Source organism: Rickettsia endosymbiont of Urophora cardui (genome assembly GCF_964030725.1).
In the GTDB taxonomy this organism is placed as follows: domain Bacteria; phylum Pseudomonadota; class Alphaproteobacteria; order Rickettsiales; family Rickettsiaceae; genus Rickettsia.
On record NZ_CAXIPY010000002.1, the window covers coordinates 85758 to 110740 of the forward strand.

A 24983-nucleotide genomic window follows, 5' to 3' on the forward strand; every position below is an offset into this window, starting at 1 on the left:
TTTTTCCTAATCTGTGGTAGAAACATTTCCGTGTTAGCTATAGAGGTAAAATGGGAGAATGTTTGAATAAGGCATTACAAAATATTATAACAAAAAACGCAAATAATTATTCTAATATTGCTTGCATATATTATGATCCTTTTGATGAATGTGCTAATCAAGAGAAAAATATAAATGGTATAAAATACCGTGTTAGACCTGCTAAAGATAATCTTAGTAAAGCCCAACTATCTCATCCCATAGATTACCAAGAACAAGGTGATGATTTCTCAAATTTAAAGCTATATAAAATTGTTGCATGGGATCATGCGTCCTTTCCGGGGAATGATTATTTTATAGGTAGTAGAAATACAGATGATGGGGTTGCTGCCGCAGCTACCAATTCTATGGAAGTAATTACTAACATCAAAGGTGAATATAAGGATGGTTATTATCTTCCTCCTAGTGGAAATAAAAATTGGCAACAGGTGGTAAAAGCCAATAATACTCATTTAATTGCAAAAAATAATGTGAAAATTGTAACGTCTGATGGTGCTTATGTAAAACTAAAAGAATTTGAAAAAAATATGCAACAATTAACACACATAAGTCAGAAATTAACCAATTTAAATATAGAAAAACAGGACCAAGATATTATAGATAAGGCAAAGAAGCACGTTAATACTGTGGTATCCAATACTCATCACACTACTCCTCCTACTATTCCTAACAAAAGGGCCACTTCACCTAAGAGGTATAAGTAAAAATGGCGAGTCTTTTGCAATGATGCTCCTCGCAGCAGAGCTACGAGGTATCTATCCAAAAAGCTTTAACCGCATAGCGAAAATCTAGGGAGCTTGCTCCCTAGATGGATAGCGTTATAATATAAACGCTAATTTAGGATAAGGGATAGATAGAAAGCTTATAGATAAAGGGTTTAAAGGAGATTAATGTTGAGTTATGATAGATTTTTTTAATAAAAGATCAGTAACTCAACATGAAAAGATGTATCATAACTGTATATTATTTAGTAGATAATTTTTGTAAAATATATGAAGAATGGATAGAACACCGTCTATTATCAACAAATCAGCAAAGGCATAGAATAGGAAAATTAAGTCTTGCAGAATTGATGACAATAGTCATATATTTTTATCTATCGCCTTGCAAGGACTTTAAAAACTATTATTTATACTACTTACCGCATAAATATAAGGGTTACTTTAATTTACCATGTTATAGTAGAATAGTACAATTATGGCCAAGGTTAATATTGCCATTGTCAATAATGTTGCAATTACTACGAGGTGAAGATACAGGAATATATTTTATTGATTCAACAAAACTATCTATTTGTCATGCTAAGCGCACTTCTAGTAATAGAGTTTTTGGTAAAATTGCCAAAGTTGGGATGAGTAGTTATGGTTGGTTTATGGGATTTAAATTACATTTAATCATAAAGCAGAGATTATAGCTGTTAAAATAACAAAAGCAAATAGAGCTGATTTATCTGTTCTTGAATCTATCACTCAGAAGATAACAGGTAAGGTATTTGGTGATAAAGCATATATTTGTAAAGAGTTATGGTTTAAACTCTATTCTAGAAATTTAAGAATGATAACTAATATTCGCAAGGATATGAAGAATTATTTACTAGAATTAGAAGATAAAGCTATGTTACGTAAACGATCATTAATTGAATCAGTATTTAATATACTAAAAAATAGAATGAACCTAGAGCATACAAGGCATAGATCTCCTGTTAATTTCTTGGTGCATATTCTAGCTTGTGTTACTTCTTATGCTATCACTAAATCTCGTATAAAACTTGATGCTTTAGCTCCAGAACAACTTCTCTTATCCTAAATTGGCGTTATAAGCGTTGGCATATTATAATTTAGTAGAATGGAATTGAGGCGTAATAGTCATCATGTTTTTAGAATAATGTATCACTTTGTGTGGATACCAAAATCAACTAAACGCAATGGATAAAATTGAAAAAGAAACAAAGCAGTTTAACCTGTTTTGAAACTCGGTCGCTTGCGGCCGAGTTCTTCATCTGTTTTTGTTGAAATGCTTTATAAGAAGGTTTGCCTGAACCTTGATTCTGTATATAATGACGTAATTTCTGCTCATCACCATGTTTACACCCTACTGACCTGAATTCTGGATTAATCTAGGTTTGGAAGTAAGTATTTACAAGGGATAGAAGATATTCTATATAATTTTTAGCAAAAAAACAAGAGTATCCCCATGAAGAAAGATATTACTGCATTATTTTGTTTTGTCGATGATTTTTGTAAAATTAGCGAGCAGTGGATTAATAAATCATTTCTACCATTAATTAATAAAAACCCTACAAGAAAGCCTGAAATAAGCTATTCTGAGCTGTTAACAATAGTGCTTTTATACCATCAATCACCTTGTAAAAACTTTAAATATTTTTATATGTCCTATCTACAATTATATAAATCAGACTTTGTAACTCTTCCATCATATACTCGTTTTATAGCTCTAAAACCAAGAGTTCTGAGTTATTTAGTTTTATTACTTGAATGGTATATGCAGGCAGCTCAATCTACGGGAGTTTCTTATATTGACGCCACATCTTTAGAGGTTTGTCATCGAAAAAGAATCTCTCGTAATAAAGTCTTTGCCGGTATTGCTGCTTTGGGTAAAACAACAAAAAGTTGGTTTTTTGGTCTAAAATTACATTTGGTTATTAACGAAAAAGGTGAGATTCAAGGTCTAAAACTAACGCCTGGTAATGTAGATGATAGAGCGCCGGTTTCGATAATCACCAAACATATCACGGGATTATTGTTTGGCGATAAGGGTTATATCAAACAGGAGCTCTTTGATGATCTATACAGCAAAGGAATCAAGTTAGTAACTGGCATAAAGAAGAAAATGAAGAATAAACTTATGCCATTATTTGAAAAAATATTATTACGCAAACGCTCAATTATCGAAACAGTATTTAGTGTGCTGAAGGGTGCTTTCGAGATCGAACATACAAGACATAGATCAATTTGGAATGCCTTTGTACATATCTTATCCGCCCTAATTGCATACTGTATGAAACCTAACAAACCTGCTATATCTATAATGGACTAATGGTATGGACCTCCTGATATAGAGAATGAAAAGCAGTTGCTAATCTTCTAGGGTTAATATTTAACATATTAAAACAACAATTAAGGAGGTCCATATGGAGGTTACTACAATTGGTATAGATATTGCAAAAAGAATTTTTCAAATTCATGGTGTAGATAAAAATGGCAAGACAGTATTAAAGAAAAAATTGATGAGAGATCAGGTTTTGACATTTATGGCTAATTTACCACAATGTTTAGTAGGGATGGAAGCTTGTGGTGGTTCTAGTTATTGGGCAAGAGAAATAACTAAATTAGGGCATGAAGTAAAACTAATGGCACCGCAATTTGTCAAACCATATGTTAAAACTAATAAAAATGATCAAGCAGATGCTGAAGCGATATGTGAAGCCGTGACAAGACCTAATATGAGATTTGTTGCAATTAAAACTATAGAGCAACAAGAAATTTTATCAATACATAGGGTAAGAGAGAGATTGGTAAAAAATCGTACAGCACTTGCTAATGAAATTAGGGGGCTACTACATGAGTTTGGTTTTATTGTTCCTCAAGGCATTAATAAGGTTATCACAAAATTAATTGAGATTTTAGATGCAGGGAAATTAAGCCAGTTAAGTTATCAAACATTTAGTGAACTAAAAGAAGAATTCTTAGATAATAACAGAAAAATAAAAGAGATAGAAAAACGATTAACAATGATAGCAAGTAACCTAACTCAATATCAACGATTAAGAGCTATACCTGGTCTTGGTTTAATTACTGCTACTGCTTTAATAGCATCAATAGGTAATGCTACAAGTTTTGAGAATGGCAGGCAATTATCGGCATGGCTAGGATTAGTGCCAAGACAACATTCAAGTGGTGGGAAGGATAAGCTGCTGGGAATTAGCAAGCGAGGTGATGTATACTTACGCACTTTATTAATTCAAGGGGCTAGAGCTGTACTAAATGCCAAGATAAGATTTACATCGGAAGAACAGAAATCTAAAAAAGATTTTAGCCAATTTACGAAATGGATGTTTAATTTATCTGAGCGAAGTAGCCATAATAAAACGACAGTTGCCATAGCTAATAAGTTGGCAAGAGTGGTGTTTGCTGTACTAAGATCAGGAGATGATTATGTAGAGAGTAAAGTTTGTAGCTAAAGAGTGTGTAGCATAGCACTTATAAGTAAAATAAATGGTGATTTATATAATGAATAGGTAAAAGCAAAACAATATGTAAGAGATTCCAACCCGAAATATGCTTGAGATAATTAATATTGATGGTAAATAAGACAAACCTTAGCTTACAAAAAAACTGCGTTTTTCAGTGGCTCTTTTAGAAGCCGATGGACTGATAAGTATATAGTTTGTAAGCCAGCGAATTCCATCAGGGCTGTAGAATAAATTAGGTTGATTTATCAGCTATAAGCCGGATACATGACTGCATTTGTTTGTTTTTATTATTGATGTTATTTTTTTCTTGCATTCTACAGGAGGTCCATACATGAAAAAATTGGACAAAAAAATGAAGGAGTGTGTTTCCGCAATAAGTTAGAATAAATAGCAATAAACTTAAGAGGAAAGATGAAGAAAAATAAAGTAAAAATTTTCAGTGCTTCAGAAAAAACGGGGATAGTATTAGAATTAATAAAAGAGGAGTCGACACTTGGTCAGTTAGCTTCAAAATATGCAATAAGTGTTAAAACAATTCAAAATTGGAAAAAACAGTTTTTAGGTAATGCGGCATTAGCTTTTGAACCAGCTAAAGTTTTGAGTGAATATCAAGCACAAATAAATCATTTACAAGAGCAAAATGATGAACTTGCTAAAGCTCTTGGTAGAATCACAGTTGAGAGGGACTGGGCCGTGGGAAAGCTCAAAAGCTTGGATTTATCAAATAAAAAGAGTCTTGTACACTCCAAGCTAAATCAACTCTCAAAATCAAGACAGTGTGAACTATTAAAGATTAGTCGATCTACAGCCTACTATAAATCCAAGGAGATGAGTATAAATAAATTAAGTATTTTAAATAGAATAGATGAAATATATACAGATAATCCTGAATTTGGTTATCGCTATATTCATCAACAGTTACTAGAAGATGGTTTTATTGTCGGTAAAGATCGAGTACTGAAATATATGAGGATGATGGGTATAGAAGCTATTTACCCACATAAGAAAAAATCTACTTCTCGAAACGATAGTGAGCATAAGATCTATAGCTACTTACTTGATCAATATTGGACTAAATCTGGCTCAACAAAGCAAGTGTATGTGCCTAATGTGAATGAGGTTTGGAGTGGTGACATTACTTACATTAGAACTAATGGTGGCTTTATGTATATGGCAGCTATTATAGATTGGCATAGCAAGGCCATATTGAGCTATAAACTGTCAAATTCTATGGATGCATCTCTTGTAACTGATGTCTTGAAACAAGCTCTCAGTAAGTATAACGCTCCACAGATATTTAATAGTGATCAAGGTAGCCAATATACCAGTTATGACCACATAAATATTCTCAAGGAGCATGATATCCAAATTTCAATGAATGGCAAAGGTAGAAGTATTGATAATATAGTAATAGAAAGGTTTTTTAGAACTTTAAAATATAATTGTATCTTTATTAATGATTTTAACAATGTTAAAGAGTTAAAAGAGGGGATTGATCATTATCTGAATAAATATAATTATCACAGATTTCATTCAAGTATTGGTTATAAAAAGCCTATGAATGTATATCTGAATTATATGCAAAATTATCAGCAAATTGCTGCCTGATAATCGAAAAATTAGGAAAACATACTACTCATTTTTTTGTCTTGATTTTTCATGTATGGACCTCCTGTAGAATGCAAGAAAAAAATAACATCAATAATAAAAACAAACAAATGCAGTCATGTATCCGGCTTATAGCTGATAAATCAACCTAATTTATTCTACAGCCCTGATGGAATTCGCTGGCTTACAAACTATATACTTATCAGTCCATCGGCTTCTAAAAGAGCCACTGAAAAACGCAGTTTTTTTGTAAGCTAAGGTGTCTATCCGCCAAAAACACTTCAAATCCTGATCATTTGTAATGGGATAGAGTTTTGACAACAAATTGCTAAGATTTTCAATAAAAATTAATAAGTTATGTTAATTTTTACTGATACATTTCTGTGTTGGTCTAATTTTGATATGGAGCTATTGTTAACGATTTTTTATCGTTCATCTAGTTTTTGCATGATGATATTTTTGATTTATGTGGAGTTAGACACGATTTGTAAATGATTTGCAATGCATCGTAAATTCAAACCAATAGCAGAGATTATTGGATTGATAATATCTCCTATCATACCTTTCAAGAAGTTTCTACCCATCCGACCATATTGCTTTAAGTGACCTATTATTGGTTCTATGGCACTGCGTCTCTTGATCATAGACTTGTCCTCTTGTAACAACTTCTTCCGCGTTTTTGGGGTATATACCTTACTCTTCTCCTTTACATTGCTACCACTATACCCAAGATCAACAAATGATTTCTTTATCTTGATTCCAGTGACACTCTCTACTGCTTCAAAGCTCTGATGCAATGTATGACCATCATAAGGATTATTATGAAACGATTTTGCGGATAAAACAAAATTTCTACGACCACTTACTACTACCGCTACTTTATTGCCAAACTCATATGGCTTGTTGCGTTTTCCCTTTCCTATACACTCTACTTCAGGGGCATGAAAACTATATAATACTTTGTTATCTTCTTTATATTGCTTTTTAGCTTCTCTTTTTAAAACAGATTGGTTATGTATTTGTTTTATTTTTTGCAATACTTCTTGATTTTTGAGAGACAAGTTTAATTGCTTATTTTTGATCTCACGCTCACATACTCTAATCAAACGACCCAGTAATATTTTTAAATGCTTCATTATTTTCCAACGCTTCTTGGCTTTACTATGTTCTTTATATTTCCATAGCTTTACTATATCGCGTTTATAGGTTCTAGCGTATGTTTCATTCAAATGTATACCCAAACTGTTGCAAAGCTTTACTATGCTAAGCCTAGCTTTATCCATTAAATAAACATCGTGTGGGTGTTTGATATTCTTAATTTGTACAGTCGTATCAGCGATGATTAATTCCAAATCTTTTTTTTTAATTGTGTTAGTTTTTATCCCAACCCTGATCAACTCCGATAATATCTCATTATATCCAGCTTCACCTAATACACTACGAAACCGTCGTATACTAGTTTCCGAGATAGCTATGTCTTTTTCTATATATTCCCACCCGCAGAAATACTGCCAATACATATTCTCTTTTAGCTCTTCCTCTGATAATGAATCTGAAAAATTATACATTGCTTGTAGCATCGTTATGCCAAGCATCACTCTATGACATTTTCTATTTCTACCAAATTTCTTAATACAAACATTTTTTGATAACCACTCTTCGAGCCTAGACCAATTTATTAATTCTCTTAATTTATATAGCTTATTATTTGGGTTTAATTCTTCTTTTAATTTATAACCAAACAGTTTCCCTTGTTCTTGCGATTTGATAATGTTGTCTATTGGCATTGACTGAAATCCATAAGGTTTATGACCATATTTTATCATTTTCTTACGGATTGTTGTATTACTTCTTGTCTTAAAACCATATTATCTATAAGGCTTGTAGAGTTTTGGCGGACGGACTAAGGTTTGTCTTATTTACCATCAATATTAATTATCTCAAGCATATTTCGGGTTGGAATCTCTTACATATTGTTTTGCTTTTACCTATTCATTATATAAATCACCATTTATTTTACTTATAAGTGCTATGCTACACACTCTTTAGCTACAAACTTTACTCTCTACATAATCATCTCCTGATCTTAGTACAGCAAACACCACTCTTGCCAACTTATTAGCTATGGCAACTGTCGTTTTATTATGGCTACTTCGCTCAGATAAATTAAACATCCATTTCGTAAATTGGCTAAAATCTTTTTTAGATTTCTGTTCTTCCGATGTAAATCTTATCTTGGCATTTAGTACAGCTCTAGCCCCTTGAATTAATAAAGTGCGTAAGTATACATCACCTCGCTTGCTAATTCCCAGCAGCTTATCCTTCCCACCACTTGAATGTTGTCTTGGCACTAATCCTAGCCATGCCGATAATTGCCTGCCATTCTCAAAACTTGTAGCATTACCTATTGATGCTATTAAAGCAGTAGCAGTAATTAAACCAAGACCAGGTATAGCTCTTAATCGTTGATATTGAGTTAGGTTACTTGCTATCATTGTTAATCGTTTTTCTATCTCTTTTATTTTTCTGTTATTATCTAAGAATTCTTCTTTTAGTTCACTAAATGTTTGATAACTTAACTGGCTTAATTTCCCTGCATCTAAAATCTCAATTAATTTTGTGATAACCTTATTAATGCCTTGAGGAACAATAAAACCAAACTCATGTAGTAGCCCCCTAATTTCATTAGCAAGTGCTGTACGATTTTTTACCAATCTCTCTCTTACCCTATGTATTGATAAAATTTCTTGTTGCTCTATAGTTTTAATTGCAACAAATCTCATATTAGGTCTTGTCACGGCTTCACATATCGCTTCAGCATCTGCTTGATCATTTTTATTAGTTTTAACATATGGTTTGACAAATTGCGGTGCCATTAGTTTTACTTCATGCCCTAATTTAGTTATTTCTCTTGCCCAATAACTAGAACCACCACAAGCTTCCATCCCTACTAAACATTGTGGTAAATTAGCCATAAATGTCAAAACCTGATCTCTCATCAATTTTTTCTTTAATACTGTCTTGCCATTTTTATCTACACCATGAATTTGAAAAATTCTTTTTGCAATATCTATACCAATTGTAGTAACCTCCATATGGACCTCCTTAATTGTTGTTTTAATATGTTAAATATTAACCCTAGAAGATTAGCAACTGCTTTTCATTCTCTATATCAGGAGGTCCATACCATTAGTCCACTATCATCTCAAAATTAGCTAATCCAGAATTCAGGTTACTGAAGTTTTGACAAAAATTCTAATTTTTCTGACTAAAGTAAAAATTTATATTTAGTCTCTCCGCCAAAACTCTAAAAGCCTTATAGGCAATAGGGTTTTAAGGCAAAAATGCATAGTAAAATCCATAAGAAAATGAAAGGTTTTATATGAAAAGCTTATGGAAATACGAAAAAATGGCAATGAGAACATTGAGTACATTTTGAGAAATAGTGTGTTTTTTCATAGAAAAATTTAAAATTAGCCCTCAAAATTAGAGTAATTTGCTCTAAAATCGCACTATTTTTGGAAATTAGTGACACAAGTGATATTTTTTAGAGTTTTGGCGGACGGACTATTTAAAGTTAAATATTTGGTGCTTTTATCAGCTTAAAAGCGATATTTCTACAATTTAAAGTAAATTATTGGATATATAATACAAATTATAGATTGATACACTCGCCACTTTTTTTAATCTCTCAGGGTTTAATTCCCCGAAGCTCTGCTTCGTGATATCATAAGAAACAACTAAAACTTTTTTAGATACCTCGTAGCTCTGCTGCGAGGAGCATCATTTCTAAAACCACATCTTGATTATAGGGAAAAATTTTTTATTTCTTGCAACATTTCTTGTATAATCATACACACTAAAACCCCTTTTGTATTCGAGCGTATTTATATCATAACTTATAAGTTTGGCTATCTTTTTGTCAAAACTTCAGTTAAAAAGTAATTATCATAATTTCCTTTCACAAAAGCAAAATAAACTGATATTAATATAAAAAGATGTTAGGTGGTTATTTGTTATCTTAGAGCAGAGTTGCCCGTGAATTGGCAATCTCAGGAATATTATACTACCTCAGGAGATTGCCACGCTCATTTCATTCGCTCGCAATGACGCTTATAATCCCACCAGCATCTTGTAATCAAAAAAAAGTCTAAAAAATTATGCGTTATTTATTTATTGTTTTCTTACTCTTATTTGTAAATGGTTGTAATTTAAAACCTGTTTATAATACAGAATATAGTAATAGTGAGGTAGTTAAAAATTTAGAATCTATGGAGGTAGAGCCTATTAAAACAATAGAAGGGTCTGAATTTTATCACCGATTAACAAGTATCTTGCCACAAAAAACAAAAGCGAAATATATTCTTAAAGCAGAATTAGCAGGAGCTACTACGCCTGCTACCATAGAAAAAAACTCGAATGTTTTAAGGGAGTATATTAACCAGTTAGTCAAATATAAATTAGTTGATATAGAAAGCCAAAAAATCTTAATCAAAGAAAAATTTTATCAATCAACATCATATAATTCTATTTTTACCCCTTATGCTTCAAGTGTTGAGAGAGATAAAACGGGAATAGACCTTGCCTATGCGGCAGCTGAAGAAATTCGCAGCAGACTAATTTTATACTTTACTCGAAATAATAATTTATGAAATTCTATTTTTCGCAAATTAATCGTTTATTTGAATTAATAGCCAGTGGTAAGGTTAAGGCTCTATTATTATATGGTCCTGATAAAGGTTATATAGATAAAATTTGCCGTCACTTAGTGAAAAAGTTTAACATGCTGCAAACTTCTATAGAATATAGTGATCTTAATATTTCTTCTTTAGAGATATTACTTAATTCGCCTAACTTCTTTAATCAAAAAGAATTAATTAGAATTAAAGGCGTAGGAAATTCGATCGATAAGAATTTAAAAGTAATTCTAAATGATAATTATATTAATTTTCCTGTATTTATTGGTGAAGATATTACCTCAAGCAGCAGCTTTAGAAAATTTTTTGAAACTGAAGAATCGCTAGCTTCGCTTGCTTGTTATCATGATGATGAAGCAAAGATTGAGAAGATAGTTTTAGAAAAATTAGCTAAATGTAATAAAATTATAGATAGGGAAGCACTTATTTATTTAAAACATCATGTAAAAGGGGATCATGAGTTAGTTTCCCATGAGATAAATAAGTTGATATATTTTGTTCATGATAAACAAGAAGTTACCTTAAATGACATTAAAGAGGTGCTAAGTAGTGAGATCATGGCTAATGGTAGCGATTTAGCAATGTACTTTTCACAAAAAAATTATATCAGTTTTTTAAAAGAACTAGATATATTAAGAAAGCAAAATATAAATGAAGTGCTGATGATTAGAGCCTTAATAAGGCATTATCTAAATTTATATATAGTGTTGTCGAAAGTAAAAAATGGGGAGCGTGTTGATTCCGCAATAAAATCGCTATCACCGCCTATTTTTTATCAGTATATTAATGATTTTACCAAAATAGCAAATAGCCTTAGTCTAGCTGAGTGCTTGAAGACTTTAAGAATATTGCAACAAGCGGAAGTGGATTATAAATTAAATCCTGCCGGGTTTGATCTTTTACAAAAAATTGTTGATGTCCTTCCTGCTTTTAGCTACGAATGACATTAAAAGGAATATATCATTATGCCAAGACCTGATTTTTCTGATCCTGATAAACAAATTCAAGAGATCATTAGAGTTAACCATGCTGGTGAGTATGGAGCAAAAAGGATTTATCAAGGACAGTTAAAATATACTAAATCTCAAAATGACTATGTATTAATTAAAGAGATGCTAGAGCAAGAAGAAGTGCATCTAAATTATTTTGAGAAAAAATTATTAGAGAAGAAAGTAAGACCTACTGCCTTATTATCTTTTTGGCATCATTATGGATTTTTACTTGGGGCTGTATCTTCTAAGATTGGTACAAAAACAGCAATGTTAGTTACGGAGAGTGTAGAAGAAGTAATAGAGAAGCATTATGCACAGCAAATAAATTATTTGGAAAATAAAGGCATTGAACCAGAATTATTAAAAAATATTGTAAAATTTCGGTTAGATGAGATTGAACATAAAGACACGGCTATAATAAATGATAGCGAGCAAGCAATATTTGCGAAAGCAACAAGTAGTGTAGTAAAAGCGATTTGTAGAATTGCTATTAAAGTAAGCAAAAAGATTTAATCTTCACTGCTTTCATATTTACAAAGTTCTGAAGATAACTTTTCTATGTTTAGGTTAGATTCTGAAGTTTATAGTCTTCATGTATTAGGAATTAAGAAAAAATAGGGTGCCAGGGGTTAAGCTCCGTTGTTACAATATAACAACCTCCATTATACTTCATGATTTTACTCACTTATAATAACAGACCCCTGGCATAAACTTGACTTATAAGTTTTTGACAGATTGGTCTTGCAACAATGGAGCTTAAACATCATTAGCGTTTCATATATTAGTTGAGTAATATAAATAGTCCAGAGGTTTTAGTTGTTATATTGATAAAAAATGTAATTTTCAGTTAATCTCTCAGGGTTTAATTCCCCGAAGCTCTGCTTCGTGATATACTACTTGAATGGAAGAAAGCAGTTATATACATAAGAGTCATAATGTCACAGTACTCATATATCCTTTAGTAACGCCGGCAAAGTATAGAAGAGTAATATTCAATCAAGAACTAGATGATTATTTGTGTAAAATTTGTGAGCACATAGAAGATCGTTATGAAATTAGATTTTTAGAAATAGGAGTAGATAAAGATCACGTACATTTTTTATTACAGTCAATACCAATGTATAGCCCAACAAAAATAACTCAAATCATAAAAAGTATTACTTCTAAGAAAATGTTTGAGAAATATCCAAATCTTAAAGAAAAATTATGGGGAAGTGAGTTTTGGAGTAAAGGATTTTTGGAGTAAAGGATATTTTATGAGCACAGTAGGTAGTCCGTCCGCCAAAACTCTACAAGCCTTATAGATAATATGGTTTTAAGACAAGAAGTAATACAACAATCCGTAAGAAAATGATAAAATATGGTCATAAACCTTATGGATTTCAGTCAATGCCAATAGACAACATTATCAAATCGCAAGAACAAGGGAAACTGTTTGGTTATAAATTAAAAGAAGAATTAAACCCAAATAATAAGCTATATAAATTAAGAGAATTAATAAATTGGTCTAGGCTCGAAGAGTGGTTATCAAAAAATGTTTGTATTAAGAAATTTGGTAGAAATAGAAAATGTCATAGAGTGATGCTTGGCATAACGATGCTACAAGCAATGTATAATTTTTCAGATTCATTATCAGAGGAAGAGCTAAAAGAGAATATGTATTGGCAGTATTTCTGCGGGTGGGAATATATAGAAAAAGACATAGCTATCTCGGAAACTAGTATACGACGGTTTCGTAGTGTATTAGGTGAAGCTGGATATAATGAGATATTATCGGAGTTGATCAGGGTTGGGATAAAAACTAACACAATTAAAAAAAAAGATTTGGAATTAATCATCGCTGATACGACTGTACAAATTAAGAATATCAAACACCCACACGATGTTTATTTAATGGATAAAGCTAGGCTTAGCATAGTAAAGCTTTGCAACAGTTTGGGTATACATTTGAATGAAACATACGCTAGAACCTATAAACGCGATATAGTAAAGCTATGGAAATATAAAGAACATAGTAAAGCCAAGAAGCGTTGGAAAATAATGAAGCATTTAAAAATATTACTGGGTCGTTTGATTAGAGTATGTGAGCGTGAGATCAAAAATAAGCAATTAAACTTGTCTCTCAAAAATCAAGAAGTATTGCAAAAAATAAAACAAATACATAACCAATCTGTTTTAAAAAGAGAAGCTAAAAAGCAATATAAAGAAGATAACAAAGTATTATATAGTTTTCATGCCCCTGAAGTAGAGTGTATAGGAAAGGGAAAACGCAACAAGCCATATGAGTTTGGCAATAAAGTAGCGGTAGTAGTAAGTGGTCGTAGAAATTTTGTTTTATCCGCAAAATCGTTTCATAATAATCCTTATGATGGTCATACATTGCATCAGAGCTTTGAAGCAGTAGAGAGTGTCACTGGAATCAAGATAAAGAAATCATTTGTTGATCTTGGGTATAGTGGTAGCAATGTAAAGGAGAAGAGTAAGGTATATACCCCAAAAACGCGGAAGAAGTTGTTACAAGAGGACAAGTCTATGATCAAGAGACGCAGTGCCATAGAACCAATAATAGGTCACTTAAAGCAATATGGTCGGATGGGTAGAAACTTCTTGAAAGGTATGATAGGAGATATTATCAATCCAATAATCTCTGCTATTGGTTTGAATTTACGATGCATTGCAAATCATTTACAAATCGTGTCTAACTCCACATAAATCAAAAATATCATCATGCAAAAACTAGATGAACGATAAAAAATCGTTAACAATAGCTCCATATCAAAATTAGACCAACACAGAAATGTATCAGTAAAAATTAACATAACTTATTAATTTTTATTGAAAATCTTAGCAATTTGTTGTCAAAACTCTATCCCATTACAAATGATCAGGATTTGAAGTGTTTTTGGCGGATAGACTAGGTAAACATGGTGATGAGCAGAAATTACGTAATTATGTACAGAATCAAGGTTCAGGCCAACCTTCTTATAAAGCATTTCAACAAAAACAGTTAAAGCTTTTTGGATAGATACCTCGTAGCTCTGCTGCGAGGAGCATCATTTCTTTGGTGCCCTTATTATAACCAGCAACTATATTTACTCGCTCAGTAGCAAAACCTGCTTGCTCTGAGTAAGCTCTTGTTCCTCTTTCTGACCATCCGTACAACATGGTTATATTATTACTTACCCCCATTTCGTCACAATACACAAGTTTATCAGATGCTATTTGATCAATATATTCCACAAATTGTTTTCTAGCTTCTTCATCCCTGCCTTTGTATTTTGGCTCTTTTTTTATATGTAATTTTCATTCTATGAAGCGTGTCATAAAATGTGCTCATTGGCAGCTCGGGCGCTACTGCATCTCTTATATCTATAGCTCGGCTATCAGGATTATTTGCTAAAAATTCAATTATATTCTCCTTATTAGTAAACCTAGCATCACGTCCACTTTGCAGATGTTGTCTTGAGCTGTAGTCTCCATTTTCTTTATAACGTCTAATCCAATTTGATATCGTATGACGCTCTATACCTAATAAGTCTGATATTGCTTTTATTCTATATTTAGAGGTTTTGTGAAGACTGATTACCCTATCTCTTAAATCCTGACTGTATGCTTTCATCTCTACCGTAGTTAAAATCATTATCTTACATTATTCTAAGGAATAATTCTAGTCGCGTTAGCTATATATCCGAAAACTGAACATCAAATTTGTATTGTCCATCAGATCAGGAATAGCCTCAAATATGTATCATATAAAGATAGAAAGCAATTAGCAGCGGATTTGAAACTAATCTATACTTCTGCTACTGAAAAAGAAGCAGAATTAGCTCTTGAGTCATTTGATCAAAAATGGAGTAAGCAATATCCGCATATAGCTAAATCTTGGTATAATAATTGGGATAATTTGATAATTTTCTTGCAATATCCAAAGGAGATTCGTAAGATTATTTACACTACAAATGCGATAGAATCGCTGAATAGCCAATTGAGAAAAGTTACTAAGAATAAACGCATCTTTCCAAATGATGACGCAGTATTTAAGGTTTTATATCTGACAATTGATTATATTACCAAAAAATGGTCTATGCCTATCCCCAATTGGAATGAAGCTATGGCTCATTTTATGATCAAATTTGATGGTAGAATTTAATGGTTCACGAAATTTACACAATTGATGAGACAGAGCCGCAGTTTTGACAAAAATTCAGTTGATTGAATATTACTCTTCTATACTTTGCCGGCGTTACTAAATGATATATTAGTACTGTGACATTATGACTCTTATGTATATAACTGCTTTCTTCCATTCAAGTAGTATATAACGAAGCAGAGCTTCGGGGAATTAAACCCTGAGAGATTAACGATTGTTAATTTATCACAACTAAACTAGTTACTGAAGCTTTATATTTTCTGTATTCCATTCATAAGAAACATTATTATATTTAAGTATATATGGCTTAGTATCTATGGAATCTAAAGTTATATCTGCACTCATTTCATCATGAGACGAAATAATTTCGTTGTAACCAAAATGAGCATAATATGGTTGATAGTTTTTAAACCTTATAGTTATAAATTTATCTTTAGTAATATTCGGCATAAGCTTTATTAAATCATCAAGATTATTGAGCTTCAAATCTTTCATCTCAAAAATTTGCAGTCTATAAACATTTTTATAATCTTTAGTGAAAAATGTTGGTATAGAACTAAAGCTACTACCAGATTGAACTGAAGCTATGGCTAAAGATTTAAGCGGAATACCTGATTTATTACTAAAATAATCATCTACTTCAAAAAATATAGCACCGCCAAAATTTACCATTCTACTGATTTTATTATTATTGACGTTATATAAATTAACTGTTTGCTCAAGCTTTTTCCCATCACGGAATATAATAAGTTTTGTAACGGCGTTTTTAGAATTGTCCATTTCTCTATCAAACATTGCTAAATTACCACCTAACTCTTTATCATTAATAGCCCAAATAATATCACCGGCTTTCAAGATCTTTTCAGCAGGCGAACCAGCCAAAACCGTCTTAACGCTTATAACTCTATTTCTACTATCGGGAAATTTCTTTATATATTTATCCATTTCCTCTTTAGGAAAATTATTATGTCTAACACCTTTATTTAATGAATATAGATCGCTTATTATCCCCATATGCTGTCTTATCGGTTCTTTATTATTCTTTAAGCTTTCTAAAGTGCGGATTACATAATCGCCGTGCAATGCTAAAGAGTGGGTCTTACCACCGCCATATAATACACCTATAGCCTCAATTTTATCATTAAGCACTGGTGAGCCACTAGCACCACCAGTAATATTTAAATTAATTATATAAGTACCTTGTGGCATTATACCATCAATATTATATAGATCAGACAAATATCCAGTATGGAAAGAAAAGCCTTGTGCTTCGGTGTTACCGACTACGAAAACTTTCTGGTTTAATTTTGGAGACTCGCTAGAAAAAGGTATTTCCATTGCTGACTCTGGTATATCGTTACCAGCTACTTTTAAAACGGCATAATCTTGCCAAATATCATAATATATTAATTTTGCCTCAGCTTGCTCACCATTATAAAAGGTAACAAAATAAGTACCGATTGCACTAAGCCCAATAACGTGAGTGTTAGTAATTATATAACCATTTTTCTTATCATTAATAAATCCGGTCCCTGTCCAGCTATTTGTATCTTCATAAGCTGATACAGCAATTCTAGTATCAATCGTCACAATAGCTTGCTTAGCTTTTTCAAATATAGTACTACTTATTTCCGGCGACGCTAAAACTATATTATTTAATAAAAATAGATTAACGATAAATAAAATTTTTGGTAAAATTAATAATTTTTTCATTAACACCTCTTGTAAAATGATTAAAGCAGCACTATATCAAATAAAAAGCAATAAACAAAATAAAAAATTAATAGAGGATTTATGGGAAAAGTAATAGGTATAGATCTTGGAACTACCAACTCTTGCGTTGCAGTGATGGAAGGTAAGGAGCCAAAAGTAATGGAAAACTCTGAAGGTGAGCGAACTACGCCGTCGATTATAGCTTTTGCAAATGGTGAAAAATTAGTTGGGCAGTCCGCTAAAAGACAGGCTGTAACCAACCCGCGTAATACTGTATATGCAGTAAAAAGATTAATCGGTAGAAATTTTACCGATCCAATGGTTAAAAAAGATCAAGAAATAGTGCCGTATAATATAGTTAAAGCTGATAATGGTGATGCATGGGTTGAAGTTGAAGGGAAAAAACATTCACCTAGCCAAATTAGTGCTTTTATTTTACAGAAAATGAAGGAAACAGCTGAAAATTATTTAGGTGAAGAAGTAACACAAGCGGTTATTACTGTGCCTGCTTATTTTAATGATGCACAGCGTCAAGCAACAAAGGATGCTGGTAAAATCGCAGGGCTTGAAGTACTTCGAATAATCAACGAACCAACTGCTGCAGCTCTTGCTTATGGTTTTGATAAATCAGCAAGTAAAACTATTGCAGTTTATGACCTTGGTGGCGGAACATTTGACGTTTCAATTCTTGAGATTGGTGATGGTGTTTTTGAAGTAAAATCAACTAACGGCGATACATTCCTTGGTGGTGAAGATTTTGATACAAGAATATTAGAGCATTTAATAAATACATTCAAAAAAGAAAGTGGTATTGATTTACGTAATGACCCGCTCGCACTTCAACGTTTGAAAGAAGCAGCTGAGAAAGCTAAGAAAGAATTGTCATCTGCATTAACTACCGATATTAATTTGCCTTATATTACAGCTGATAATAGCGGTCCAAAACATTTAAATATTAAATTTACTAGAGCAGAACTTGAAAAGTTAGTAGATGATTTAATTGAAAAAACTATAGAACCTTGCCGCAAAGCTTTAAAGGATGCAGGCTTAAAAGCTTCCGATATTCAAGAAGTAGTGCTAGTTGGCGGTATGACCAGAATGCCGAAAGTACAAGAAGCGGTAGAAAAATTCTTCGGGCGTGCCCCGCATAAAGGCGTGAATCCTGATGAGGTTGTAGCTCTTGGTGCAGCTATTCAAGGCGGAGTATTAAATAAAGAAGTAACCGATATATTATTATTAGACGTTACACCTCTATCTCTTGGTATTGAAACTTTAGGCGGTGTGTTTACAAGATTAATTGATCGTAATACCACGATTCCAAGTAAGAAAAGCCAAGTATTTTCTACTGCCGATGATAATCAGCATGCAGTAACTATTAGAGTATTCCAAGGTGAGCGTGAAATGGCAAAAGATAATAAAATGCTTGGTCAATTTAATTTAGAAGGAATCCCTCCTGCTCCACGTGGTGTACCGCAAATAGAAGTAACTTTTGACATTGATGCAAACGGCATAGTACATGTTTCAGCAAAAGATAAGGCTAGTGGTAAAGAACAAAGGGTAACAATACAGGCTTCCGGCGGTCTTAGCGATGCTGAAATCGAGCAAATGGTTAAAGATGCTGAGAAAAATGCAGATGAGGATAAAAAACGTAAAGAGCTTATTGAAGCAAAAAACGCTGCCGATAGCTTAATTTATTCTACTGAGAAAACTTTAACAGATTATAGTGATAAATTATCGTCTGAAGATAAAGGAGGTGTAGAAGAAGCTTTATCTGCTTTAAAAGCTGTTTTAGATTCAGAAGATGCTGCATTAATTAAAGAAAAAACAGAAAGCTTAACAGCAGCTAGTGTGAAAATTGGCGAAGCGATGTATAAAGCTCAAAGCGACGCTGGTGCTGCGGGTAGTGCTTCTGAAGAAAATACTGCTAGCAACGAAAAAGTAGTAGACGCAGACTTTGAAGATGTAGAGAAGAAGTAAAGTAGAACGTCATTAAGTATCTTCGATGTCATCCCGTGGTCAAGCCACGGGATGACATAATTATATAAAACAACCATATAATATAATTTCATGTCACAAGATTATTATCAAATCCTTGGAGTTAGCAAAACAGCAAATAGTGCTGATCTTAAAAAAGCCTATCATAAGCTAGCTAAACAATATCACCCTGATAATGCCGCAGCTGGGGATACAAACGCCGAGAAAAAATTTAAAGAAATCAATGCCGCTTATGAAGTTTTAAAAGACGAGCAGAAAAGAGCAGCTTACGACCGATTTGGACATGATGCTTTCCAAAACCAACAAGCAAGAGGCGGAGCTGGTAGTCAAGGCAGTCATCCTTTTGGTGCTGATATCAACGATATATTTGGTGATGTCTTTAGCGACTTTATGGGCGGTGGTGGCAGAAGAAAGCCTGCCTCAAGCAAGGTTAGAGGCTCTGATTTAAAATATAATCTTACGATTAATTTAGAGGAAGCATTTCACGGCATAGAGAAGAATATCAGTTTTTCCAGTGAAGTAAAATGCGATACTTGTCATGGTAGCGGCTCTGAAAAAGGTGAAACTGCAACTACTTGCGATGCTTGTGGCGGCGTAGGTGCAACTAGAGTTCAGCAAGGCTTTTTTATGATTGAACAAACTTGTCATAAATGCCAAGGTAACGGTCAAATCATCAAGAACCCTTGTAAAAAATGCTACGGCTTAGGGCGTTATCATAAGCAACGAAACTTATCGGTGAATATTCCCGCAGGTGTTGAAAATGGCACTCGAATAAGACATCCAGGCGAAGGCGAAGCTGGTATTAGAGGGGGCAATAATGGCGCTTTATATGTTGATATTGCAATAAAACCTCATGATATTTATAAGGTAGATGGAGCAAATTTACATTGCAAACTACCTATTAGTTTTGTAAATGCTGCCCTTGGCGGAGAAGTAGCGGTGCCAGTAATTGAAGGCGGCAAAGTTAACTTAACCATTCCGGCAGGTACACAAAATGGTGATCAGCTAAGATTACGCGGCAAAGGTATGTCTAAAATAAGATCAACTATTAGAGGCGATATGCTTGCACATGTGCATGTTGAAGTGCCTAAAAATTTATCAAAAAGACAACGAGAATTATTAGAAGAATTAAGAGGAGAATCCGTGAGTGAAAAAGAAAATGACGACAGCTTTTTTAACAAAATGAAAAGTTTATGGTCATAAAATTAAATTTAACTTTTTTCTAGAAATAAAACCTCTGATGTTATAAGATATCTTATATGTCATACCCACGTAACGCCAATTTAGGATAAGAGAAGTTGTTCTGGAGCTAAAGCATCAAGTTTTATACGAGATTTAGTGATAGCATAAGAAGTAACATAAGCTAGAATATGCACCAAGAAATTAACAGGAGATCTATGCCTTGTATGCTCTAGGTTCATTCTATTTTTTAGAGTCTTTTGCAATGATTGTGTAAATTTTTGTTGAGCCTATATTAGAAGTAATTAAAAATATAGGTAACAGAAATGCAAATAGAGAAGAATAAAAAAATAAATGAAGCAATAGATTTGCTGATAGAAGGCGGAGTAGATTTAAAAACAGTACTAAGTCAGAATGGATTAATTAAGGAATTAACCAAGGGTATTTTAGAGCGAGCACTGTATGCTGAGATGTCAGAACATTTAGGTTATAGCAAGTATGATAGAGCTGAAACTGAGAATGCGAGGAATGGTAGTTTTAGTAAGAATCTGATTAGTGAGAATGGTACTATAGAGATAAATGTTCCAAGAGACAGACAAGGTAAATTTGAACCTATAATAGTCTCAAAGAAACAAACAAGAATAGATGGCTTAGACCAAAAGATAATATCCTTATATGCGAAGGGTATGAGTGTGTCTGATATTAAAACACAATTGCAAGAATTATATGGAGCTGAGATCAGTGAGAGCCTAATCAGCAGGATTACAGATGAAGTAATAGATGAGGTCAAGATTTGGCAGAGTAGACCTCTTGAATCAGTATACCCTATAGTATATTTTGACTGTTTAGTAGTGAAAGTAAGACAAGATAAACTTATTAATGATGCTCCTCGCAGCAGAGCTACGAGGTATCTAAAAAAGTTTTAGTTGTTTCTTATGATATCACGAAGCAGAGCTTCGGGGAATTAAACCCTGAGAGATTAAAGCTTTTTGGATAGATACCTCGTAGCTCTGCTGCGAGGAGCATCATTAAGAAAAATTTATTACACTATCAATTTTTATTAACATATTCATTGATCAAGATGGAAAATCCAACACAAAAATTTATATCTTTTTCAGAACATAAAGCTGATATAGAGCGTATAAAACAAGCAATAGAAGAAGGGGATGGGCAATAGTAAAACTAGTGCCTAATAAGGGACGTTTTATTGGTCTTTTGGAAAAAATTTCGCATGCAGAAGATGATGAAACCGTATATATCCCGCCAAGAAAAAAAATATTAGTTAATTAATATTTTTTCTATTGAAGTTTATATTATCATTTCCTTTTATTCTTTTCTTTTAACAAGAGTATAAAATTGCTATTTTAAAAGAAAAGAACTACATAATGCCATCATTCGAACAAACAAAAATCTTACCTTATAAACCTCAAGAATTATTTAATTTAGTTTGGGATATAAAATCTTATCCTAAATTTCTACCTTGGTGTGTAGCTAGCAGAGTTATTTCAGAAAATAGTGAAGAAATCGTCGCGGATCTCGTGATTCAGTTAAAAGGTTTTTCAGAAAGTTATCGTTCTCATGCTACTAATAAAATAATAGATGATAAAGAATATTTTATTAATACCTTGGCTATTTCTGGTCCTTTTAAGTATTTAAAAAGTACTTGGCAATTTACTTCACATCCTATAGGGACCGAGCTAAAATTTTTTATTGATTTTGAAATGAAATCGAAAATATTTGAGAAATTGGTTGGTAGCTATTTTATTAAAATAACTGAAAAAATGATTACAGCTTTTGAAGAAAGGGCGAGAGGAATTATAGCTAACACGGAAATGTTTCTACCACATATTAGGAAAAACTTAGGCATTGATCAATAATTTTATGTAAACAGTTTTTAAAGTTAGTCCAGCAATGTTTAATAGGATTTAGATCTGGTGAATATGTGAGTAAATACAAAAACTATGGTAAAAACCTTTTCGCGTTAGCTATATTAAGTAAGGTAAAGAAACTTTAATTTTACCTTACTTAATTGATAGAAAACTTATAATACAGCTTCTATAGCATTTCCTGATAATGGAAAGTTCTATAATTAATTAAGCCAGATATAATCAATTTTTAATCTCTCAGGGTTTAATTCCCCGAAGCTCTGCTTCGTGATATCATAAGAAACAACTAAAACTTTTTTAGATACCTCGTAGCTCTGCTGCGAGGAGCATCATTTAAATATAGATATATCATGGCTCATTTAACGATAGATGAAAGATTTAAAATATACGAAATGAATAAGAGTGGTTATAGCTCGCGATATATAGGGACAAAGATTGGCCGTGATAAAAGCACTATATGTTATGAACTCAAGAGAATGAGGCATAATTATAGACCAGATAGGGCTAACACACTTGCTTGCAGTTTAAGGCAAGGTAAGAGAAAAAGAAAATTAGATATTGATAATAATTTACGAGCAGAAATAATAAAGCAGTTAACACAGGGTATTTCACCAGATATAATTTCAGGTAGACGTAAACTATCACGAGATACTGTCAATATTTCTACAGAGAGTATATACCAGTTTATTTATACATCTCCTATAGCACAAAGGCAAAAATTATATTTATCTTTAGCAAGAAAAAGGAAAAATAGGTTGCATCATGGTACAAGAATCAGAAACAAAAGAATTACAATACCAAATCGAGTTTCCATTACTGAAAGACCAGAGATAAATAGAAAGATAGCAGCAATAGGTCATTTAGAAGGTGATTTAACTTTTAACAAAGGTAATCAAAGTCGTAATATAGGCGCTCTTGTGGATATCAGAACACAAAAAGTGTTTCTCACTTTAAACCGTTCAAAAAGAACACAAGATGTGATTGGTAACATGAATAAAAAACTTAAACAATTGTCGCATATAATCAAAAGCATAACGTTAGATAATGGCAAAGAATTTACCAATCATGAACAACTATTGCCAAAATCTGAACGAAAAGTATATTTTTGCAATCCTTATTCTCCATGGCAAAAACCATTGATAGAGAAGATTAACTCAATGGTGCACAGAGTATACTCTAAATCTTTAGATATAAAAAAATTAACAATAAAGCAATTACAAGAAATTGAGGATTTTTTAAATAATTTACCAAGAAAAGTGCTCGGTTATAAAACACCCAATGAGGTATGGGAAGAAAATATAAATCTGGCTTAATTAATACTGGAATTTACCCTTTACTATGGTAACAAATGTTTACAAAAAATGTCTAGAATCAGCAATGGCTATGTTATTGATTATAGACATATTATTGATAGTTTAGTACGTAAACCTGGAGCATTTGTTCAATATCAATATTATGAAGCTTTATTCCCACGTGCTATATTTCGTCAGGTATATGACCAGCTTATCTCTATATATCCATGGTAAATTCCAGTATTAATTAAGCCAGATTTATATTTTCTTCCCATACCTCATTGGGTGTTTTATAACCGAGCACTTTTCTTGGTAAATTATTTAAAAAATCCTCAATTTCTTGTAATTGCTTTATTGTTAATTTTTTTATATCTAAAGATTTAGAGTATACTCTGTGCACCATTGAGTTAATCTTCTCTATCAATGGTTTTTGCCATGGAGAATAAGGATTGCAAAAATATACTTTTCGTTCAGATTTTGGCAATAGTTGTTCATGATTGGTAAATTCTTTGCCATTATCTAACGTTATGCTTTTGATTATATGCGACAATTGTTTAAGTTTTTTATTCATGTTACCAATCACATCTTGTGTTCTTTTTGAACGGTTTAAAGTGAGAAACACTTTTTGTGTTCTGATATCCACAAGAGCGCCTATATTACGACTTTGATTACCTTTGTTAAAAGTTAAATCACCTTCTAAATGACCTATTGCTGCTATCTTTCTATTTATCTCTGGTCTTTCAGTAATGGAAACTCGATTTGGTATTGTAATTCTTTTGTTTCTGATTCTTGTACCATGATGCAACCTATTTTTCCTTTTTCTTGCTAAAGATAAATATAATTTTTGCCTTTGTGCTATAGGAGATGTATAAATAAACTGGTATATACTCTCTGTAGAAATATTGACAGTATCTCGTGATAGTTTACGTCTACCTGAAATTATATCTGGTGAAATACCCTGTGTTAACTGCTTTATTATTTCTGCTCGTAAATTATTATCAATATCTAATTTTCTTTTTCTCTTACCTTGCCTTAAACTGCAAGCAAGTGTGTTAGCCCTATCTGGTCTATAATTATGCCTCATTCTCTTGAGTTCATAACATATAGTGCTTTTATCACGGCCAATCTTTGTCCCTATATATCGCGAGCTATAACCACTCTTATTCATTTCGTATATTTTAAATCTTTCATCTATCGTTAAATGAGCCATGATATATCT

At 32.4% G+C, this 24983-nt stretch carries 18 protein-coding genes and 7 pseudogenes; 18 read left to right on the forward strand and 7 right to left on the reverse strand.

All coding sequences use genetic code 11. From position 1 onward, the window contains the following. Window positions 1-38 precede the first annotated feature (38 nt). From AAHI98_RS01825 to AAHI98_RS01845, 5 genes and pseudogenes are all read left to right on the forward strand, one after another. A pseudogene (locus tag AAHI98_RS01825) lies at window positions 39-743 on the forward strand (hypothetical protein); the annotation flags it as partial. Window positions 744-1267: 524 nt separating this feature from the next. Next, a pseudogene (locus tag AAHI98_RS01830) lies at window positions 1268-1845 on the forward strand (IS982 family transposase). Window positions 1846-2232: 387 nt separating this feature from the next. Next, window positions 2233-3096, forward strand: a complete 864-nt coding sequence (locus tag AAHI98_RS01835) for an IS982 family transposase (protein ID WP_342224869.1) — start codon at window positions 2233-2235, stop codon at window positions 3094-3096. 94 nt (window positions 3097-3190) lie between these two features. Further along, window positions 3191-4240: an IS110 family RNA-guided transposase gene (locus AAHI98_RS01840; protein ID WP_342224642.1), complete on the forward strand. Its 1050-nt coding sequence runs from the start codon at window positions 3191-3193 to the stop codon at window positions 4238-4240. Window positions 4241-4663: 423 nt separating this feature from the next. Further along, window positions 4664-5860 (forward strand): IS3 family transposase, encoded by a 1197-nt coding sequence (locus AAHI98_RS01845; RefSeq protein WP_342224870.1) that lies wholly within the window; start codon window positions 4664-4666, stop codon window positions 5858-5860. A gap of 464 nt (window positions 5861-6324) precedes the next feature. On the opposite strand, the gene AAHI98_RS01850 is transcribed toward AAHI98_RS01845, so the two are convergent. After that, entirely contained in the window at window positions 6325-7686 is a 1362-nt protein-coding gene (locus tag AAHI98_RS01850) for an IS5 family transposase (RefSeq protein WP_342224717.1), read from the reverse strand. 219 nt (window positions 7687-7905) lie between these two features. Beyond that, window positions 7906-8955 (reverse strand): IS110 family RNA-guided transposase, encoded by a 1050-nt coding sequence (locus tag AAHI98_RS01855; RefSeq protein ID WP_342224642.1) that lies wholly within the window; start codon window positions 8953-8955, stop codon window positions 7906-7908. A 1065-nt stretch (window positions 8956-10020) separates the two neighbouring features. Here AAHI98_RS01855 and AAHI98_RS01860 point away from each other — a divergent pair. The 6 genes from AAHI98_RS01860 (at window position 10021) to AAHI98_RS01885 (ending at window position 14574) form a co-directional block, all read left to right on the forward strand. Beyond that, window positions 10021-10512 (forward strand): Abi-alpha family protein, encoded by a 492-nt coding sequence (locus AAHI98_RS01860; protein WP_342224871.1) that lies wholly within the window; start codon window positions 10021-10023, stop codon window positions 10510-10512. Beyond that, complete coding sequence (holA, locus tag AAHI98_RS01865; protein WP_342224872.1) at window positions 10509-11501, forward strand: DNA polymerase III subunit delta; 993 nt, start codon at window positions 10509-10511, stop codon at window positions 11499-11501. The genes AAHI98_RS01860 and holA overlap by 4 nt, the downstream gene beginning before the upstream one ends. A gap of 21 nt (window positions 11502-11522) precedes the next feature. Next, window positions 11523-12062: a demethoxyubiquinone hydroxylase family protein gene (locus tag AAHI98_RS01870; RefSeq protein WP_342224873.1), complete on the forward strand. Its 540-nt coding sequence runs from the start codon at window positions 11523-11525 to the stop codon at window positions 12060-12062. Window positions 12063-12450: 388 nt separating this feature from the next. Next, window positions 12451-12795 (forward strand): IS200/IS605 family transposase, encoded by a 345-nt coding sequence (tnpA, locus tag AAHI98_RS01875; RefSeq protein WP_342224874.1) that lies wholly within the window; start codon window positions 12451-12453, stop codon window positions 12793-12795. 104 nt (window positions 12796-12899) lie between these two features. Next, a complete protein-coding gene (locus AAHI98_RS01880) occupies window positions 12900-14261 on the forward strand; it encodes an IS5 family transposase (RefSeq protein ID WP_342224717.1) in 1362 nt (453 codons plus the stop codon). A 190-nt stretch (window positions 14262-14451) separates the two neighbouring features. Continuing rightward, complete coding sequence (locus AAHI98_RS01885; protein WP_342224875.1) at window positions 14452-14574, forward strand: hypothetical protein; 123 nt, start codon at window positions 14452-14454, stop codon at window positions 14572-14574. Between the two features lie 234 nt (window positions 14575-14808). Here AAHI98_RS01885 and AAHI98_RS01890 read toward each other — a convergent pair whose 3' ends face one another. Beyond that, window positions 14809-15189 carry an IS630 transposase-related protein gene (locus tag AAHI98_RS01890; RefSeq protein WP_342224696.1) on the reverse strand — a complete coding sequence of 127 codons (381 nt, stop codon included), beginning with the start codon at window positions 15187-15189 and terminating at the stop codon, window positions 14809-14811. A 39-nt stretch (window positions 15190-15228) separates the two neighbouring features. Between AAHI98_RS01890 and AAHI98_RS01895 the strand changes: the two are divergent. After that, window positions 15229-15699 (forward strand): annotated as a pseudogene (locus AAHI98_RS01895) (IS256 family transposase); the annotation flags it as partial. Between the two features lie 58 nt (window positions 15700-15757). Here the strand turns inward: AAHI98_RS01895 and AAHI98_RS01900 are convergent. Then, a pseudogene (locus AAHI98_RS01900) lies at window positions 15758-15856 on the reverse strand (IS200/IS605 family transposase); the annotation flags it as partial. Window positions 15857-15939: 83 nt separating this feature from the next. Beyond that, a complete protein-coding gene (locus tag AAHI98_RS01905) occupies window positions 15940-17433 on the reverse strand; it encodes a S1C family serine protease (protein WP_342224967.1) in 1494 nt (497 codons plus the stop codon). Between the two features lie 60 nt (window positions 17434-17493). On the opposite strand from AAHI98_RS01905, the gene dnaK reads away from it, so the two are divergent. Then, window positions 17494-19389 (forward strand): molecular chaperone DnaK, encoded by a 1896-nt coding sequence (dnaK, locus tag AAHI98_RS01910; RefSeq protein ID WP_342224876.1) that lies wholly within the window; start codon window positions 17494-17496, stop codon window positions 19387-19389. Between the two features lie 90 nt (window positions 19390-19479). Then, a complete protein-coding gene (dnaJ, locus tag AAHI98_RS01915; RefSeq protein ID WP_342224877.1) occupies window positions 19480-20610 on the forward strand; it encodes a molecular chaperone DnaJ in 1131 nt (376 codons plus the stop codon). A gap of 80 nt (window positions 20611-20690) precedes the next feature. Here the strand turns inward: dnaJ and AAHI98_RS18410 are convergent. After that, window positions 20691-20840: pseudogene (locus AAHI98_RS18410) on the reverse strand (IS982 family transposase); the annotation flags it as partial. Between the two features lie 72 nt (window positions 20841-20912). Between AAHI98_RS18410 and AAHI98_RS01920 the strand changes: the two are divergent. The 4 genes and pseudogenes from AAHI98_RS01920 to AAHI98_RS01935 form a co-directional block, all read left to right on the forward strand. Next, a pseudogene (locus tag AAHI98_RS01920) lies at window positions 20913-21464 on the forward strand (IS256 family transposase); the annotation flags it as partial. A gap of 203 nt (window positions 21465-21667) precedes the next feature. After that, window positions 21668-21876 (forward strand): annotated as a pseudogene (locus tag AAHI98_RS01925) (DUF2674 domain-containing protein). A 95-nt stretch (window positions 21877-21971) separates the two neighbouring features. Further along, on the forward strand, window positions 21972-22463 hold the full coding sequence (locus tag AAHI98_RS01930) for a type II toxin-antitoxin system RatA family toxin (RefSeq protein WP_342224879.1): 492 nt from the start codon (window positions 21972-21974) through the stop codon (window positions 22461-22463). 359 nt (window positions 22464-22822) lie between these two features. Next, a complete protein-coding gene (locus AAHI98_RS01935; protein WP_342224646.1) occupies window positions 22823-23785 on the forward strand; it encodes an IS30 family transposase in 963 nt (320 codons plus the stop codon). Window positions 23786-24011: 226 nt separating this feature from the next. Here AAHI98_RS01935 and AAHI98_RS01940 read toward each other — a convergent pair whose 3' ends face one another. Continuing rightward, complete coding sequence (locus AAHI98_RS01940; protein ID WP_342224646.1) at window positions 24012-24974, reverse strand: IS30 family transposase; 963 nt, start codon at window positions 24972-24974, stop codon at window positions 24012-24014. Between the last annotated feature and the right edge of the window lie 9 nt (window positions 24975-24983).